Source organism: Sphingopyxis sp. sgz302558 (genome assembly GCF_057220455.1).
In genome coordinates, this window is record NZ_JBXPUZ010000002.1 from 922,080 (window position 1) to 936,338 (window position 14,259).

The following is a 14,259-nucleotide window of genomic DNA, read 5'->3' on the forward strand; positions in this document are numbered from 1 at the left end:
GTTACCCCTTCATCCGGTTGGCGTCATCGACCGCGATGGTCCCACGGCCACGGAAATAGATCACGAGAATCGCCAGCCCGATGGCCGCCTCACCTGCCGCGACGGTCAGCACGAACATTGCAAATACTTGCCCCACCAGATCGCCCAGCGCCTGGCTGAACGCGATTAGGTTGATGTTCACCGCCAGCAAAATCAGCTCGATCGACATCAGAATGACGATCACATTCTTGCGGTTGATGAAAATGCCGAGCACGCCCAGTGTGAACAGCACCGCCGAAACCGCGAGATAATGGCCAACACCAATCACAGCTCAACCCCCTGCCCGACCGGCTGGTTGACGAGGCGCGTCGCGTCCTCCGGACGCCGCTGGTTCTGCTGGTTGATGTCTTGCAGCCGCACGCCGCCGCGCTGCCGGTGGGTGAGCACGATCGCGCCGATCATCGCGACCAGCAGGATAATACCCGCCGCTTCGAACAGGAAGATGTAGCGGGTGTAAAGCAGCTCACCGACCTGTTCGATGTTGCTCTTGTTATCGACAATCGGCGCAGCGCGCTGAGCCAAATCGATCCCGCCAGCCTGCCACGCCCCCAGCGCGAACACCAGTTCGGCCGCCAGCACGACGGCGACCAACAGGCCGACCGGCAAATATTTGACAAAGCCGCTGCGTAGCTCAGCAAAATCAATGTCGAGCATCATCACGACAAACAGGAACAGCACCGCGACCGCGCCGACATAGACGATCACCAGCAGCATCGCGATAAACTCGGCTCCCGCGAGCAGCATCAGCCCCGCCGCGTTGAAAAATGCGAGGATCAACCACATCACGCTGTGCACCGGATTGCGCGCGGCAATCACCATCAACGCCGAGGCGATCACGATGGTGGAGAAGAGGTAAAAGGCAACCAGCTGAATCACGTTGCGCGCCCCCTATCGATACGGCGCATCGGCGGCAAGGTTCGCGGCAATGGCGCGTTCCCATTTATCGCCGTTGGCGAGCAATTTCGCCTTATCGTAGAGCAATTCTTCGCGCGTTTCGGTGGCGAATTCGAAATTGGGCCCCTCGACAATCGCATCGACCGGGCAGGCTTCCTGACAGAAGCCGCAGTAGATGCATTTGGTCATGTCGATGTCGTAGCGCGTGGTGCGCCGCGACCCGTCTTCGCGCGGCTCAGCCTCGATGGTGATCGCCTGCGCCGGGCAAACCGCCTCGCACAGCTTGCACGCAATGCAACGTTCTTCGCCATTGGGATAGCGGCGCAGCGCATGTTCGCCGCGAAAGCGCGGTGAAATCGGGTTCTTTTCGAACGGATAATTGACCGTCGCCTTGGGCTTGAAGAAATATTTCAGCGTCAGAGCGTGCGCCTTGACGAATTCCCACAGGGTGAAGGTTTTGATGAGGTGCGCGATGGTGGTCATGAATATCTCGTCAACATCAGATAGCCACTCACTAAGAACACCCAGAGCAGCGAAATAGGCAGGAACACCTTCCACCCCAGCCGCATCAGCTGGTCATAGCGATAGCGCGGCACGGTCGCCTTCACCCAGCTGAAGACGAAGAAGAAGAACAGGATTTTGGCAAACAGCCAGATCACGCCCGGCACAGCATAGAGCGGTGCCCAATCGACTGGCGGCAGCCAACCACCCCAGAAAAGGATGGCGTTCAATGTGCACATCAGGATGACATTGGCATATTCGCCGAGCCAGAAGAGCGCGAAGGCCATCGAGCTATATTCAGTCTGGTAACCAGCAACGAGCTCGCTTTCCGCCTCGGTCAGGTCGAACGGCGCGCGCGCGGTTTCGGCGAGGCTGGAGATCAGGAACATCACCGCCATCGGAAAGAGCAGCAGGTTGAAGCCGAAGGCGTTGACAAAGCCCAGGCCGTGGCCCTGCTGCTGTTTCACAATTTCGTTCATGTTGAAACTGTCGGCGAACAGAACGACCGAAATCAGGATGAAGCCGATCGAGACCTCATAGCTGATCATCTGCGCCGACGCGCGCATCGCGCTGAAAAACGGATATTTCGAGTTGGAAGACCAACCCGACAGGATGACGCCATAGACCCCAAGCGAACTGATAGCGAGGATGTAGAGCAGCCCGACATTAATGTCGGCCAGCACCGCGCCCGAATTGAAAGGGATCACAGCCCATGCAAGCAACGCAACGGTGAAAGTGATGATCGGCGCAATCAGAAACAAGCCGCGGTTGGCGCTCGACGGGATAATGGTTTCCTGAAGGAAGACCTTCAGGCCATCGGCGAAAGACTGGAGAATGCCGAAAGGTCCCACCACGTTGGGCCCGCGCCGCAGCGCCATCGCCGCCCAGATTTTGCGGTCGGCATAAATGATCAGCGCGACTGCAAGCATGACGGGCAGCGCGATAAGGAGGATGCCCGCGATGGTCGCGGTAAACCATGCGGCTTCGAACGACATGCCAAGGCTTTGGAAAAAAGCGGTCATTCCGCCGCCTCCGCAAACGTAACGCCGTGCAATATCTCTTCCGAGCAACGCGTCATCGTCGGCGAAGCGCGGCAGATGGCGTTGGTGAGGTAGAAATCCTTGATCGGCGACGGAATTGGGCCGCTTTCAACCTTGGCGGGCAGCTTGGGTGCAGCCCAGCCATAATCGGCCAGCCCCTCAACGCCGAGCGCAGGCACCGCCGCGATCATCGCCGCGCGGCATTCTTCGAAACTGTCAAAGCCAACCGTCACCCCCAACGCATCGGCGAGCGCTCGGAAAATGCTCCAATCCTCGCGCGCGTCGCCAGGGGCGAAGACGGCCTTTTCGCTGCGCTGCACCCGGCCTTCGGTGTTGACCGTCGTAAAGGCCTTTTCGGTCCAGGCAGCGGCGGGCAGAATGACATCGGCGGCGTGCGCGCCCTTGTCGCCATGATGGCCGACGTAGACGTTGAGTGTTTTCTTGAACGCGGTGAAATCAACTTCATCCGCGCCCAGGAAGAAGGCGAGCTTGGGCTTTGCCGTCACAATATCCGCGATTCCGCCAGCTTGTGCATAGCCGAGCATCAGCCCGCCCATGCGGCTGGCCGCCATGTGTACGACGTTGAAGCCGTTCCAGCCGTCTTTGACCGCACCAATCTTTTCCACAAGCGCCAGCGCCGCGCCATGCACGCCCGGAACCGCGAGCGCGCCGCCGCCGAGGATGATCATCGGGCGTTCGGCCTTGGTCAGCGCTTCGATCACCGCCTTGGGCAGCTTGGTGACCAGCGCGGCATCATTGCCCAGCCATTCGTGGCGGTAGGTGAGGTCAACCTCTGCGCCGATGGCGAACACCTTGGCGCGCTTCTTCCACACCGCCTTGCGCAAGCGCGTGTTGATCAGCGGCGCTTCCCAGCGCAAATTGGTGCCGACGAGCAAGATGACGTCAGCGCTCTCCGCGTCGGCGATGGTCGTGTTGAAATTGACCGCCGCCAGGCTGGTGACGTCATAGCTTAGGCCGGTCTGGCGGCCCTCAAGCATCGTGGAGCCGAGCGCGTTCACCAGCGCCTTCGCCGCGAACATCGTTTCGCAATCGACCAGATCGCCTGCGATGGCGGCGACCGATGATCCGGCATTAACGGCGGCAATGGCAGCAAAGGCCTCCTGCCAGCTCGCGGGTTCCAGCTTGCCATCCTTGCGCACAAACGGCTGGTCGAGCCGGCGACGGGTAAGGCCGTCGACATGGTGGCGCGTCTTGTCGCTTGCCCATTCCTCGTTCACGTCATCATTGACGCGCGGCAGCACGCGCAGCACCTGCCGCCCGCGACTGTCGATACGCACATTGGTGCCGACCGCGTCCATCATGTCGATGCCCAGCGTTTTGGTCAGCTCCCACGGCCGCGCTTCGAACGCATAGGGTTTGCTGGTCAGCGCGCCGACGGGACACAGGTCAATGACATTGCCGCTGAGCTCGCTTTTGACCGCATGCTCCAGATAGCTGGTGATCTGCATATTTTCGCCGCGATATATGGCACCGATATCCTCAACGCCCGCGACTTCCTCGGCAAAGCGAACGCAGCGAGTGCACTGGATGCAGCGCGTCATCACCGTCTTGACGATGGGACCCATATATTTCTCGGTCACCGCGCGCTTATTCTCGTCATAGCGCGACGCTCCGCGGCCATAGGCAATGCTCTGATCCTGCAAATCGCACTCGCCGCCCTGATCGCAGATCGGGCAATCGAGCGGGTGGTTGATGAGCAGAAACTCCATCACCCCTTCGCGCGCCTTTTTGACCATCGGCGAGTCAGTCTTGATCACCTGCCCCTCGGTCGCGGGCAGCGCGCACGACGCCTGCGGCTTCGGCGGGCCGGGCGATACCTCGACCAGGCACATGCGGCAATTGCCGGCAATCGACAGCCGTTCGTGATAGCAGAAGCGCGGGATTTCCTTCCCGGCAAGCTCGCACGCCTGCAGGACGGTCGCGCCTGCGGGAACCTCAATCTCGGTTCCGTCGATGGTGACGTTAGGCAATTGAGTTACTCAAATGTCGCAGCTGGCGAGCGGGTGGCAGGCCAGTCGATAAATGCAAACACCCAATAGGCGATAAGGTTCACTATGGGTACGAACATGAGCAGCGCCCATGCTGGCGAAAAACCAGCCTTCTTCACGATGAAGAAATTTGGAATGAAGAAAATAAGCAGGACAAGCCAGTGCCAGATAGAAAAAGCACCCATCACATCTCTCCCCGATAGTAGATGACAATAGTCATCACACCCCCGCACTCATCCGGTAAAGCGCGTCGGCCACATGGTTGCGGACGTCGCGGATGTTCAAGGAATAAGCGACGCCTTCGGGCATGCACGCCTTTAGTGGCTCGCCGATTGCCAGCATCGCGCGCTTTTCATCGTCGCTGCCGTGCGGCGTAGCAATCAGCGCCACCGACTGCGACGGGGCCGCACCGGCTATGCACTGGCCATAGGCGATGACGAAGGGGCGCGTGCCCGCCGCCGTTTCGCTGATACGCGCGGGTGTCGCACCAACGCGTGCCGCCAACGATGCCAGCCGTGCCGCGTCGCGCAGCAGCGCCGCTTCGGCCAGCGCGCCGCGCATCTCACCGCTGCGCGCGCTGACAAAGGCGCGCCCGCGGGTGCAGCTGTCGAGGCCGACGAACTTGCGCAGTACCTGCCCCTCTTCGCGCGTATTTGGCGTGGTGGCGAGCAATTCGGCGGTCCGCTCCGGTGCTTGGGCCACTGCACAATCGGCAAAATCGGCCAGCGTTGCCTGCTTGTCCTCATAACCCGGCGCGGGCGTGCCTTGCTTCGGCTCGGCAGCGTTCAGCTGGCGCTCGCCATCCAGCCGCCGCTGCTCGTCCTGCCGCGCCCGAAATTCGCCCCAACGGCCCATGCTGCTGGGCGGTGTCGTCGTGGTTGTCGTCGCCCCCTGCGCCATTACCGGCGGTGCAAGCGTCACAAGCAGGCTCGAAGCAATCAGCAGATATTTCATCACACAGGCTCCTTCTGGGGGGACAGACGGTTGTACAGCGGCTCGGCTATGGCAAAGCGCACGACATCGGGGGTGATTTCAATTTCCTGCCCCGCGCTGAGGCAGGCGGAAAGATGAGGAACCAGCTTGCGCATGGCCTTGCCCTGGTCAGGGGTGCTGGTTTCGGATTGGACGAGCTCGACTGCCCCCGCCGTTTCTCTGGTGAGCAAGCAATCGCCCATTTCCATAAGAGCCAGCATCGATTGGTCGATGCGCTTGCGCTCATCGGCCTTCACTTTGGCCATCGGGGCAACGAACCATGGGGCACTGGCGGCAGCCACTGCATCAGGGCCAGTGCTAGCCGCAACGCGGGCGCGCGCCGCCGCAACGCCCAAATGGAGCCGTAACCCTTGCGGATCGAAATAGAGCGTGCGGCCATCGGCGACGAGTTTGTCATCCGACATGCAGATTCCAAACGTGCCTTCATTTGAAATCATCAGTCGGTCTTCTTCATTGCTGCCCGGCAAAGTCGCAAGGATACGTTCGACGATGGCGCCGCGCCGTTTGACCATGCAGGCGGCAATCATGGCACTAACGGTTTCGGCGTCGGCCTTTACGGCGTTGCGGCCCATGCGAGTGCCGGTGCGTTGCGCGAGTGCGTCAGCGGGAACCAAAGTCCCCAACGCGGTAGCGGCCGCCGCCAGAATGAGCGCAAAACGCTTCACTCCGCTGCCTCCATCAGGCCATTGTCGCGGATGCGCCGTTCCAGTTCAGGCCGGAAATGCCGGATCAGGCCCTGGATCGGCCATGCCGCCGCGTCGCCCAGCGCGCAGATGGTATGGCCTTCGACCTGTTTGGTGACATCATATAGCGTGTCGATTTCGCCAATGTCGGCGTCGCCGGTGCGTAGCCGCTCCATCACGCGCCACATCCAGCCAGTACCTTCGCGGCACGGGGTGCATTGGCCGCAGCTTTCATGCTTGTAGAAGTAACTGATGCGGCTGATCGCCTGAACAATGTCGGTCGATTTGTCCATGACGATGATCGCGGCGGTGCCGAGGCCTGAACCCTGTTCCTTCAACCCGTCAAAATCCATCGGACAATCGATAATGTCCTTTGCGGGGACCAGCGGCACGGACGATCCGCCCGGAATGACCGCAAGCAGATTGTCCCAGCCACCCCTTATGCCGCCGCAATGTTTTTCGATCAGCTCGCGGAAGGGGATGCTCATCGCCTCTTCGACAACGCACGGCTTTTCGACATGGCCCGCAATCTGGAACAGCTTGGTCCCGGCATTGTTGGGACGACCGAACGACGCAAACCACGGGGCGCCGCGCCGCAGGATGGTCGGCACGACCGCGATGGATTCCACATTGTTTACCGTGGTCGGGCAGCCATAAAGCCCCGCACCTGCCGGGAATGGGGGCTTTAGGCGCGGCTGGCCCTTTTTGCCCTCCAGGCTTTCGATCATCGCAGTTTCTTCGCCGCAGATATAGGCGCCCGCGCCGCGATGGACGAAGACGTCAAAATCATAGCCCGACTTGGCGGCGTTCTTGCCGAGCAGCCCGGCGTCATAGGCCTGCTGGACAGCGGCAAACAGCGTTTCGGCCTCACGAATATATTCGCCGCGGATATAAATATAGGCGGCGCGCGCGCGCATCGCGAACCCGGCGATCAGCGCGCCTTCGATCAGCTTGTGCGGATCGTGGCGGATGATTTCGCGATCCTTGCAGCTGCCGGGTTCAGATTCGTCTGCATTGATAACCAGAAAGCTGGGGCGGTCGGGCGTCGGGTTCTTGGGCATGAACGACCATTTGAGGCCGGTCGGGAACCCTGCCCCACCGCGGCCGCGCAGGCCTGACGCCTTGATTTCCTCAATAATCGCGTCCTGCCCGCGCTTCATCAGCGCCGCGGTTTTGTCCCAATCGCCGCGCGCCTGCGCTGCTTTCAGGCCCCAGTCCTGAAAGCCGTAGACGTTGGTGAAGATGCGGTCTTTGTCGGCGAGCATGTCAGCGGCCCTTTCCGAAGACGCGTTCGGCCAAGAAATAGAGACCCGCAATCATCGCGATGACCAGCGCAATTTGGGCGATGCCGATGGCGAGGCCCAACACCAGCCGGACAATCACCAACACAACGATGATCGCGACGATCAGGCCGATGAGTTGCAGGATCTTGTTCGTTTCCATCACCAGCTCTTCCGGTAATCATGGTTTGCCGACACCATTTCTTTTAGCGTCGTCGGCCCGCCCTCGGGATCGCTGGTGTGGCGGTTCGGGTTTTGTGTCCCCGGCTTAGGCGTTTCACCTGCCGCCAGCGCGTCAAGGATGTGCGTCATGCTGTCGTAGTCGAGGTCTTCATAATTATCATCGTTGATCTGAACCATCGGCGCGTTGGCGCAATTGCCCATGCATTCGACCTCGGTCAGCGTGAACAGCCCGTCGGGTGTCGTCCTGCCCTTGGCCATGCCGCGATTCTTGCACGCCGCCATCACATCGTCCGACCCGCGCAGCAGGCACGGCGTGGTACCGCACACCTGCACATGGAAACGGCCCACGGGGGCAAGGTTGTACATGGTATAAAAGGTCGCGACCTCATAGGCGCGCATGAACGGCATATCGAGCTGTGCCGCGACATATTCGATCACCGGGACGGGCAACCAGCCCTGCGTCTGCGTTTCCGCCCCCACCTGGCGCTGGGCGAGGTCGAGCAGCGGCATGACAGCGCTGCGCTGCCGCCCGGCGGGGTAGCGCGCGATGATGGTCGCGGCCTGCGCGGCATGGGCCTTCGTCCACGCAAAATCGCCCCAGCGCGCGCGGACTTCGGCTTCATCGGGGATGGTGGGTGCGTCAGCCATTGTTAACATTCATTTCCCGACGGGCCGAGAACCAATCAATTAGAATATAAAGTGCAAGAAAAGGCACGATTAAATCCCAATAGGGCTGCACAAAACTGAAGCCAAAAGCGTACTTCAAAACCAGATATGTTAGGCAAAGCAACCCAACGAACGCACCAATAGCTCGTCGCCAATTCACCGGTCACACTCCCCGAACACAATATCCAGCGCACCGATGATGGCCGTCGTATCCGCCAGCATGTGACCCTTCGACATCATATCCATTGCCTGCAGATGCGAAAACGCCGTCGGGCGGATTTTGCAGCGATAGGGTTTGTTGGTGCCATCGCTGACCAGATAGACGCCGAATTCGCCCTTGGGGCTTTCGGTCGCGACATAGACTTCGCCAGCGGGGACATGGAAACCCTCGGTATACAGTTTGAAGTGGTGGATCAGCGATTCCATCGACTGCTTCATTTCGGCGCGCTTGGGCGGCACCACCTTGCGGTCATCACTGCACACCGGGCCTTCGGGCATTTGTTGCAGGCACTGCTTCATGATGCGGATCGATTGGCGCACTTCCTCGACGCGGACCATGAAACGGTCGTAGCAATCGCCGCGCGTGCCGACGGGAATGTCGAAGTCCATCTTTGCGTAAACGTCGTACGGCTGCGATTTGCGGAGGTCCCATGCTAGCCCCGCGCCGCGGATCATCGGCCCCGAAAAGCCCCACGCCAGTGCGTCTTCTTTGCTGACATAGGCTATATCGACATTGCGCTGTTTGAAGATGCGGTTGTCGAGCACGAGGGCGAGGCCATCCTCGAACAACCGCGGCAACCGGTCATCGAGCCAGTCGCCGATGTCGGTGAGCAGCTTCAGCGGCACATCCTGATGCACCCCGCCGGGGCGGAACCAGGCACAGTGCATCCGCGCGCCCGATGCGCGTTCAAAGAAGGACAGACAATCTTCGCGCGCTTCATAGAGCCACAAGCCGGGCGTCAGCGCGCCGACGTCAAGGATGTGGTGCGCGATGTTGAGCAGGTGATTGGAAACGCGCGTCAGCTCGGCGAACAACACCCGCAGAAACTGCGCGCGCAGTGGCACTTCGAGGTTCAGCAGCTTTTCGATGGCGAGCACATAGCTATGCTCCATCGCCAGCGGCGAGGCATAATCGAGCCGGTCGAAATAAGGGAGCGCCTGCAAATAGGTTTTATGCTCGATCAGCTTCTCAGTGCCACGGTGGAGCAGGCCGATATGCGGGTCGAGCCGCTCGATAATCTCGCCGTCCAGTTCCATAACCAGGCGCAGCACGCCGTGCGCCGCCGGGTGTTGCGGGCCGAAATTGATGGTGTAGTTGGTGACCTGCAGATCGCCGGGCGTTTCGGCCGTATCGACCGGATAGCCTTCGAACATGTCGCTGCCATGATTTTTGACGGTTTGGCTGTCGGTCATGCATCACCCTTGGGTTTACGAGGGCTGCGGGGTTTCGCCGCTGGCTTGGCAGCAGCGCCACCACTACGCTTGGCCGCAGCCTTGTTCGCTGCCTTGCCCGCACCGGTTTCCGACGGCTTCTCGGTTACCTTGGGCGTCGGCGGCGGCGAAGCTTTGACTGGCGCCTCATCCTTGCGGGCCTTGTCGGCGGTCTGCGGCGTCGGCGCGCCCTTGCCGGGTGCCTCGCCTGTGCCGCCTGCCTTCTCATCGCCGGGCAGCACATAATCGGCACCCTCCCAAGGGCTAAGGAAGTCGAACTGCCGGAAATCCTGAGCCAGCTTGACGGGCTCATACACGACGCGCTTCTGTTCCTCGGAATAGCGCATTTCGGTATACCCAGTCAGCGGGAAATCCTTACGGAACGGATGGCCTTCAAAACCATAGTCAGTGAGGATCCGGCGCAAGTCGGTGTTGCCGCTGAACAGCACGCCGTACATATCGAACACCTCGCGCTCGAGCCAACCTGCGACGGGCCAGATGCCCGTCACGCTGGGCACCGGTGTGGCTTCGCTGGCAGTAACCCGCACACGCAGCCGGTGGTTGTGCGTCACGCTGAGCAAGTGATAGACCACCTCGAACCGCTCGGGCCGGTCAGGATAATCCACCCCGGCGATTTCCATCAGCTGCTGATAGTCCAGCCGGTCACGCAGCGCGATCATCACGCCGTCGAGCGCATCACGCTTCACGGTGATGCTGTCTTCGTCGTTGGCAAAGACGTGTGCGAGCAAATCCTTGCCCAGCGCGCCCTTGAGCGCTTTAGCAAGGTCCTTGCGCGGGGCGATGGCAGGGGCGGCGTGGAGGATGCTCATTCCACAAACTCCAGCGAAGAAAGAAAGCGATCGGCTGCAGTGTCGGCCTCCTCACGCGTGCCAGGGAAATCTTCCAGAATGTCTGCTGTCAGCAAAATGATCCCGTATCGCCCGGCCTCAACCACAACAACCTTGCTGCGGCGATCCGCCTTTTCGATGGTGTTGGTAATCGCTCGGCGCCCTTTGAAGGTCGTCTCGGGAATGCCCTTATTCACACCTTGCTGCACAAAGGCCGTGAACATGTCTGGCACCCCCCTAAGGAGGTCATCCGGGGGCGTTGCATCATCCGGCAAAGCAGAGAAACCAACCAAGGTGGCACTGAAACCAGCCGCGGCCTTCATGCAAGAGCGAGTATTGCTGGCCGGAAATTTCGCTCTGGACATGGCTAGCAATTGGCCGAAAGCATCGGCCTGCTTGCCATTACACGGAATTTCAACTGAAAATCCGCCCACCCGCGGTTCAAACCGCTGCCAGGCCCACTGCGCCGGCGGCGCGTCGCAGCCATCGCCATGAAGTGCGCAAAGAGGCTTGGAATCGACCTTGGCAGGCGCAGATTCCTGCGCAGAAGCAGACGCACAAACCGCGCCGATCGCAGTCAGCGCTGAAAATATGATAAGCCCTGCGCGCATTACCGCTCCACCGTCCCGACGCGGCGGATTTTGCGCTGGAGCTGCATGATGCCATAGAGCAACGCTTCGGCGGTCGGCGGACACCCCGGGACATAAATGTCGACCGGAACGATACGGTCGCAGCCGCGCACCACCGAATAGCTGTAATGATAATAGCCGCCGCCATTGGCGCAGCTGCCCATCGAAATCACATATTTGGGGTTGGACATTTGATCGTACACGCGGCGCAGCGCCGGGGCCATCTTGTTGCACAGCGTACCCGCAACGATCATCACGTCCGACTGGCGCGGGCTGGCGCGGGGCGCGATGCCGAAGCGTTCAAAATCATAACGCGGCATATAGCCGTGGATCATCTCGACCGCGCAGCAGGCCAGGCCGAAGGTCATGGGCCACAAGCTGCCAGTGCGCGCCCAGGTGGTCAGGTCCTCGACCGACGTGACCAGAAAGCCCTTGTCGCCAATCTCGGCGGTCAAGTCGTTGAAGAAGGCCGGATCGGGCTGGGTGCCGGGCGCAAGAATGGTTGAATTGCTCATTCCCAATCCAGCGCTCCCTTTTTCCAGGCATAGACCAGGCCCAGACCCAGTTCGGCCAGGAACACCATCATCGTGACCCAGCCGGCCCAGCCGATTTCCTCAAGGCTGACCGCCCAGGGAAACAAATAAGCCGCCTCCAGGTCGAAGATGATGAACAAAATTGCGACCAGATAAAATCGCACATCAAACTGGCTGCGTGCATCCTCAAATGCCGGAAAGCCGCATTCATACTCAGTCAGCTTGGCAGGGTCGGGTTCATGCGCCCCGGTCAAACGCGATACCGCCATCGGCAGGAAGACGAACAGGCACGAAATCCCGAGCGCGACCCCCAAAAACAGGAGGATGGGGAGATATTGCAAAAGGTCGGGCATTTCCGGCTCTTTTTCTCGTTGGCTGGCGAGTCCGGTGGACCCGGTCAATGGGCGCTTTAGGCGACGCAGCACAGGGTCGCAAGCCGATGAATCGGGGAATTTTGCATGGCAAGCGTGATCGCCGCTTGCCATGCGGCATCGCGCCGTCAATGATGAGAAAGCAGGCTAGACATAGCGTTTGGGGGAGAATGGTTGATGCGCAATTTTGCTTTCATGGCAGTTCTGGCGGCAGCCATGTCGGCCTACGCTGTCCCCGCACACGCCGAACTGGTTGGCGCGGGTCGGGCTTCGGTGATTGCCGACATCGTCAAGGCGCAAGGGATGAAGGCCGACATCAAGCAGACCACGGGTGAGCCCGACTATATCGAGAGCAGCCATGAGGGGCTGAAATACCTGATCCTCTTTATGAATTGCGATGACAGTCAGCGCAACTGCAAGACCATCCAGTTCTACATGGGTTATAATGATGCGAAGGACACGACACTCGACGAATTGAACGTGTGGAATCGCGAGAAGCGCTTCGCACGCGCCTATCGCGATGACGAAGGCGACCCGGTACTGGAAATGGATCTCGATCTCGATTTCAATGGCATCCCGCGCGAAAATGTCGGCGAGGCACTAAACACGTGGAAGGCATTGATGGAGGCGTTCCAAACGCACATCCACGGTGACGAGAGCAGCGCCACCAAATCCAGCAGCAGCTAAGCTCCCCGCAGTGCACCCGCGACCAGCTTCTGCAGCTTGCTGTGGACCGCCGCGCTGCCGGCGAGGTATTCGCTGCGCTCAATCGCCCTCTCGCCGCCACGAAAATCGCTGACGAAGCCGCCGGCCTCACGCACTAGCAACATGCCGGCGGCGACGTCCCAAATCGCAAGGTCGCTCTCCCAGAAACCGTCGAAACGTCCCGCCGCAACCCAGGCGAGATCAAGGCTAGCTGCTCCGAAACGGCGGATACCTGCAACTTCCGGAGCAACGGCCCCAAAAATCCGGCTCCACTGGGCAAAATCGCCATGGCCCATATATGGAATGCCGGTGGCAACCAGACATTCGTTCAACTGCCGGCGCGCACCGACGCGCAGCCGCCGATCGTGCAGCCAGGCGCCACGCCCGCGCTCGGCCCAATAGCTTTCGTCGGTCACGGGCTGATACACCAGCGCCGCAGTCACGTCTCCCCAGCCGCCGCCCGGCTTTGGTTCCTGCACCGCAATGGAAATGGCAAAATGCGGGATGGCGTGGAGGAAGTTGGACGTGCCGTCGAGCGGATCGACGATGAAGCGCGGCTTGCCCGGCTCCCCTTCAATCACCCCAGCTTCTTCCATCACGAAGCCCCAGCCGGGGCGCGCGTAAGTGAGTTCGTCGTAAAGCGTGCGTTCGGCGGCCTGATCGGCCTTTGACACGAAATCGGCGGGCCCCTTTTGCGACACCTGCAAATGTTCGATCTCGCCGAAATCGCGGCGCAGCTTCGTGCCGGCCTTCCGCGCGGCGCGCTCCATGACGGTGATGATGCCGGAAACGGCCATGAGTCAGCCTTAATCCGCTCGCCGCACATATTCGCGGTCATAGACGTTGACCACAATGCGGGTGCCACTGGTAATATGCGGCGGAACCATGACGCGCACGCCATTGTCGAGCAGCGCGGGTTTGTAGGACGACGACGCGGTCTGACCTTTCACCACAGCATCGGCCTCGACAATCGTGGCTTCGACCTGTTCGGGCAGCTCGACTGAAATGGGGCGTTCTTCCCACAGTTCCAGCACCACATCCATGCCATCCTGCAGGAATTCGGCAGCTTCCCCGACAATGTCGGTGGCAATGGTGATCTGCTCGTACGTATCCTTGTCCATAAAGACCAGATCGCTGCCTTCGGCGTACAGATACTGGAAATCCTTGGTGTCGAGACGGACTTTCTCGACCGTGTCGGCGCTACGAAAGCGCACGTTGGTTTTGCGCCCATCGATCAGATTCTTCATCTCGACCTGCATATAGGCGCCGCCCTTGCCCGGCTGGGTGTGCTGAATTTTGGCGACCTTCCAGATACCGCCCTCATACTCAAGGATATTGCCGGGACGGATTTCAACGCCGCTGATTTTCATGTGTGCACACTCGTCTGAATAAGGAAGAAAGAGCATGGAGGCGTCGCATGCCCGCGCGCTCCGTGGCGCTGGCCCCTAGCCTCG

The 14,259-nt window shown here is 60.5% G+C and carries 19 protein-coding genes; 1 reads left to right on the plus strand and 18 read right to left on the minus strand.

From position 1 onward, the window contains the following. Nucleotide 1: 1 nt before the first annotated feature. The 16 genes from nuoK to AC2TC0_RS10015 form a co-directional block, all read right to left on the minus strand. Complete coding sequence (gene nuoK, locus AC2TC0_RS09940) at nt 2-307, minus strand: NADH-quinone oxidoreductase subunit NuoK (protein ID WP_484717339.1); 306 nt, start codon at nt 305-307, stop codon at nt 2-4. Further along, nucleotides 304-915, minus strand: a complete 612-nt coding sequence (locus AC2TC0_RS09945) for an NADH-quinone oxidoreductase subunit J (protein WP_484717340.1) — start codon at nt 913-915, stop codon at nt 304-306. Before AC2TC0_RS09945 ends, nuoK begins: the two co-directional genes overlap by 4 nt. 12 nt (nt 916-927) lie before the next feature. Next, entirely contained in the window at nt 928-1,416 is a 489-nt protein-coding gene (nuoI, locus tag AC2TC0_RS09950; RefSeq protein ID WP_484717341.1) for an NADH-quinone oxidoreductase subunit NuoI, read from the minus strand. Then, complete coding sequence (gene nuoH, locus AC2TC0_RS09955; RefSeq protein WP_484717342.1) at nt 1,413-2,456, minus strand: NADH-quinone oxidoreductase subunit NuoH; 1,044 nt, start codon at nt 2,454-2,456, stop codon at nt 1,413-1,415. The genes nuoI and nuoH overlap by 4 nt, the downstream gene beginning before the upstream one ends. After that, entirely contained in the window at nt 2,453-4,465 is a 2,013-nt protein-coding gene (gene nuoG / locus AC2TC0_RS09960; RefSeq protein ID WP_484717343.1) for an NADH-quinone oxidoreductase subunit NuoG, read from the minus strand. The genes nuoH and nuoG overlap by 4 nt, the downstream gene beginning before the upstream one ends. Nucleotides 4,466-4,470: 5 nt before the next feature. Beyond that, a complete protein-coding gene (locus tag AC2TC0_RS09965; protein WP_484717344.1) occupies nt 4,471-4,668 on the minus strand; it encodes a hypothetical protein in 198 nt (65 codons plus the stop codon). Between the two features lie 34 nt (nt 4,669-4,702). After that, the gene (locus AC2TC0_RS09970) at nt 4,703-5,437 is read right to left on the minus strand and encodes a hypothetical protein (protein WP_484717345.1); all 735 of its coding nucleotides are present in this window, start codon (nt 5,435-5,437) and stop codon (nt 4,703-4,705) included. Next, nucleotides 5,437-6,141 (minus strand): hypothetical protein, encoded by a 705-nt coding sequence (locus tag AC2TC0_RS09975; protein WP_484717346.1) that lies wholly within the window; start codon nt 6,139-6,141, stop codon nt 5,437-5,439. Before AC2TC0_RS09975 ends, AC2TC0_RS09970 begins: the two co-directional genes overlap by 1 nt. After that, a complete protein-coding gene (nuoF, locus tag AC2TC0_RS09980; protein ID WP_484717347.1) occupies nt 6,138-7,424 on the minus strand; it encodes an NADH-quinone oxidoreductase subunit NuoF in 1,287 nt (428 codons plus the stop codon). The genes AC2TC0_RS09975 and nuoF overlap by 4 nt, the downstream gene beginning before the upstream one ends. A gap of 1 nt (nt 7,425) precedes the next feature. Continuing rightward, complete coding sequence (locus tag AC2TC0_RS09985; RefSeq protein ID WP_484717348.1) at nt 7,426-7,602, minus strand: hypothetical protein; 177 nt, start codon at nt 7,600-7,602, stop codon at nt 7,426-7,428. Next, nucleotides 7,602-8,270 (minus strand): complex I 24 kDa subunit family protein, encoded by a 669-nt coding sequence (locus AC2TC0_RS09990; protein ID WP_484717349.1) that lies wholly within the window; start codon nt 8,268-8,270, stop codon nt 7,602-7,604. Before AC2TC0_RS09990 ends, AC2TC0_RS09985 begins: the two co-directional genes overlap by 1 nt. 174 nt (nt 8,271-8,444) lie before the next feature. After that, entirely contained in the window at nt 8,445-9,662 is a 1,218-nt protein-coding gene (locus AC2TC0_RS09995; protein ID WP_484717495.1) for an NADH-quinone oxidoreductase subunit D, read from the minus strand. A gap of 35 nt (nt 9,663-9,697) precedes the next feature. Further along, nucleotides 9,698-10,543: an NADH-quinone oxidoreductase subunit C gene (locus AC2TC0_RS10000; RefSeq protein WP_484717496.1), complete on the minus strand. Its 846-nt coding sequence runs from the start codon at nt 10,541-10,543 to the stop codon at nt 9,698-9,700. A gap of 2 nt (nt 10,544-10,545) precedes the next feature. Continuing rightward, nucleotides 10,546-11,178, minus strand: coding sequence for a hypothetical protein (locus AC2TC0_RS10005; protein WP_484717350.1), 633 nt, complete (start codon nt 11,176-11,178; stop codon nt 10,546-10,548). After that, nucleotides 11,178-11,711: a NuoB/complex I 20 kDa subunit family protein gene (locus AC2TC0_RS10010; protein WP_484717351.1), complete on the minus strand. Its 534-nt coding sequence runs from the start codon at nt 11,709-11,711 to the stop codon at nt 11,178-11,180. Before AC2TC0_RS10010 ends, AC2TC0_RS10005 begins: the two co-directional genes overlap by 1 nt. After that, the gene (locus AC2TC0_RS10015; RefSeq protein WP_484717352.1) at nt 11,708-12,082 is read right to left on the minus strand and encodes an NADH-quinone oxidoreductase subunit A; all 375 of its coding nucleotides are present in this window, start codon (nt 12,080-12,082) and stop codon (nt 11,708-11,710) included. The genes AC2TC0_RS10010 and AC2TC0_RS10015 overlap by 4 nt, the downstream gene beginning before the upstream one ends. Before the next feature lie 195 nt (nt 12,083-12,277). Here AC2TC0_RS10015 and AC2TC0_RS10020 point away from each other — a divergent pair, with 195 nt between their 5' ends. Continuing rightward, the gene (locus AC2TC0_RS10020; protein WP_484717353.1) at nt 12,278-12,787 is read left to right on the plus strand and encodes a YbjN domain-containing protein; all 510 of its coding nucleotides are present in this window, start codon (nt 12,278-12,280) and stop codon (nt 12,785-12,787) included. Here AC2TC0_RS10020 and AC2TC0_RS10025 read toward each other — a convergent pair. Together AC2TC0_RS10025 and efp are read right to left on the minus strand one after the other, a co-directional pair. Next, nucleotides 12,784-13,602 (minus strand): inositol monophosphatase family protein, encoded by an 819-nt coding sequence (locus tag AC2TC0_RS10025; protein WP_484717354.1) that lies wholly within the window; start codon nt 13,600-13,602, stop codon nt 12,784-12,786. The genes AC2TC0_RS10020 and AC2TC0_RS10025 overlap by 4 nt on opposite strands. Nucleotides 13,603-13,611: 9 nt before the next feature. Beyond that, complete coding sequence (gene efp / locus AC2TC0_RS10030; RefSeq protein ID WP_484717355.1) at nt 13,612-14,175, minus strand: elongation factor P; 564 nt, start codon at nt 14,173-14,175, stop codon at nt 13,612-13,614. Nucleotides 14,176-14,259 lie beyond the last annotated feature (84 nt).

Excerpts from the sequence above, each read along its gene's own strand:
- nuoI (WP_484717341.1), bottom strand. The coding sequence starts at position 1,416 with ATGACCACCATCGCGCACCTCATCAAAACCTTCACCCTGTGGGAATTC.
- nuoH (WP_484717342.1), bottom strand. The coding sequence starts at position 2,456 with ATGACCGCTTTTTTCCAAAGCCTTGGCATGTCGTTCGAAGCCGCATGG.
- AC2TC0_RS09965 (WP_484717344.1), bottom strand. The coding sequence starts at position 4,668 with ATGGGTGCTTTTTCTATCTGGCACTGGCTTGTCCTGCTTATTTTCTTC.
- AC2TC0_RS09970 (WP_484717345.1), bottom strand. The coding sequence starts at position 5,437 with ATGAAATATCTGCTGATTGCTTCGAGCCTGCTTGTGACGCTTGCACCG.
- nuoF (WP_484717347.1), bottom strand. The coding sequence starts at position 7,424 with ATGCTCGCCGACAAAGACCGCATCTTCACCAACGTCTACGGCTTTCAG.
- AC2TC0_RS09985 (WP_484717348.1), bottom strand. The coding sequence starts at position 7,602 with ATGGAAACGAACAAGATCCTGCAACTCATCGGCCTGATCGTCGCGATC.
- AC2TC0_RS09990 (WP_484717349.1), bottom strand. The coding sequence starts at position 8,270 with ATGGCTGACGCACCCACCATCCCCGATGAAGCCGAAGTCCGCGCGCGC.
- AC2TC0_RS09995 (WP_484717495.1), bottom strand. The coding sequence starts at position 9,662 with ATGTTCGAAGGCTATCCGGTCGATACGGCCGAAACGCCCGGCGATCTG.
- AC2TC0_RS10005 (WP_484717350.1), bottom strand. The coding sequence starts at position 11,178 with ATGCGCGCAGGGCTTATCATATTTTCAGCGCTGACTGCGATCGGCGCG.
- AC2TC0_RS10010 (WP_484717351.1), bottom strand. The coding sequence starts at position 11,711 with ATGAGCAATTCAACCATTCTTGCGCCCGGCACCCAGCCCGATCCGGCC.
- AC2TC0_RS10015 (WP_484717352.1), bottom strand. The coding sequence starts at position 12,082 with ATGCCCGACCTTTTGCAATATCTCCCCATCCTCCTGTTTTTGGGGGTC.
- AC2TC0_RS10020 (WP_484717353.1), top strand. The coding sequence starts at position 12,278 with ATGCGCAATTTTGCTTTCATGGCAGTTCTGGCGGCAGCCATGTCGGCC.
- AC2TC0_RS10025 (WP_484717354.1), bottom strand. The coding sequence starts at position 13,602 with ATGGCCGTTTCCGGCATCATCACCGTCATGGAGCGCGCCGCGCGGAAG.
- efp (WP_484717355.1), bottom strand. The coding sequence starts at position 14,175 with ATGAAAATCAGCGGCGTTGAAATCCGTCCCGGCAATATCCTTGAGTAT.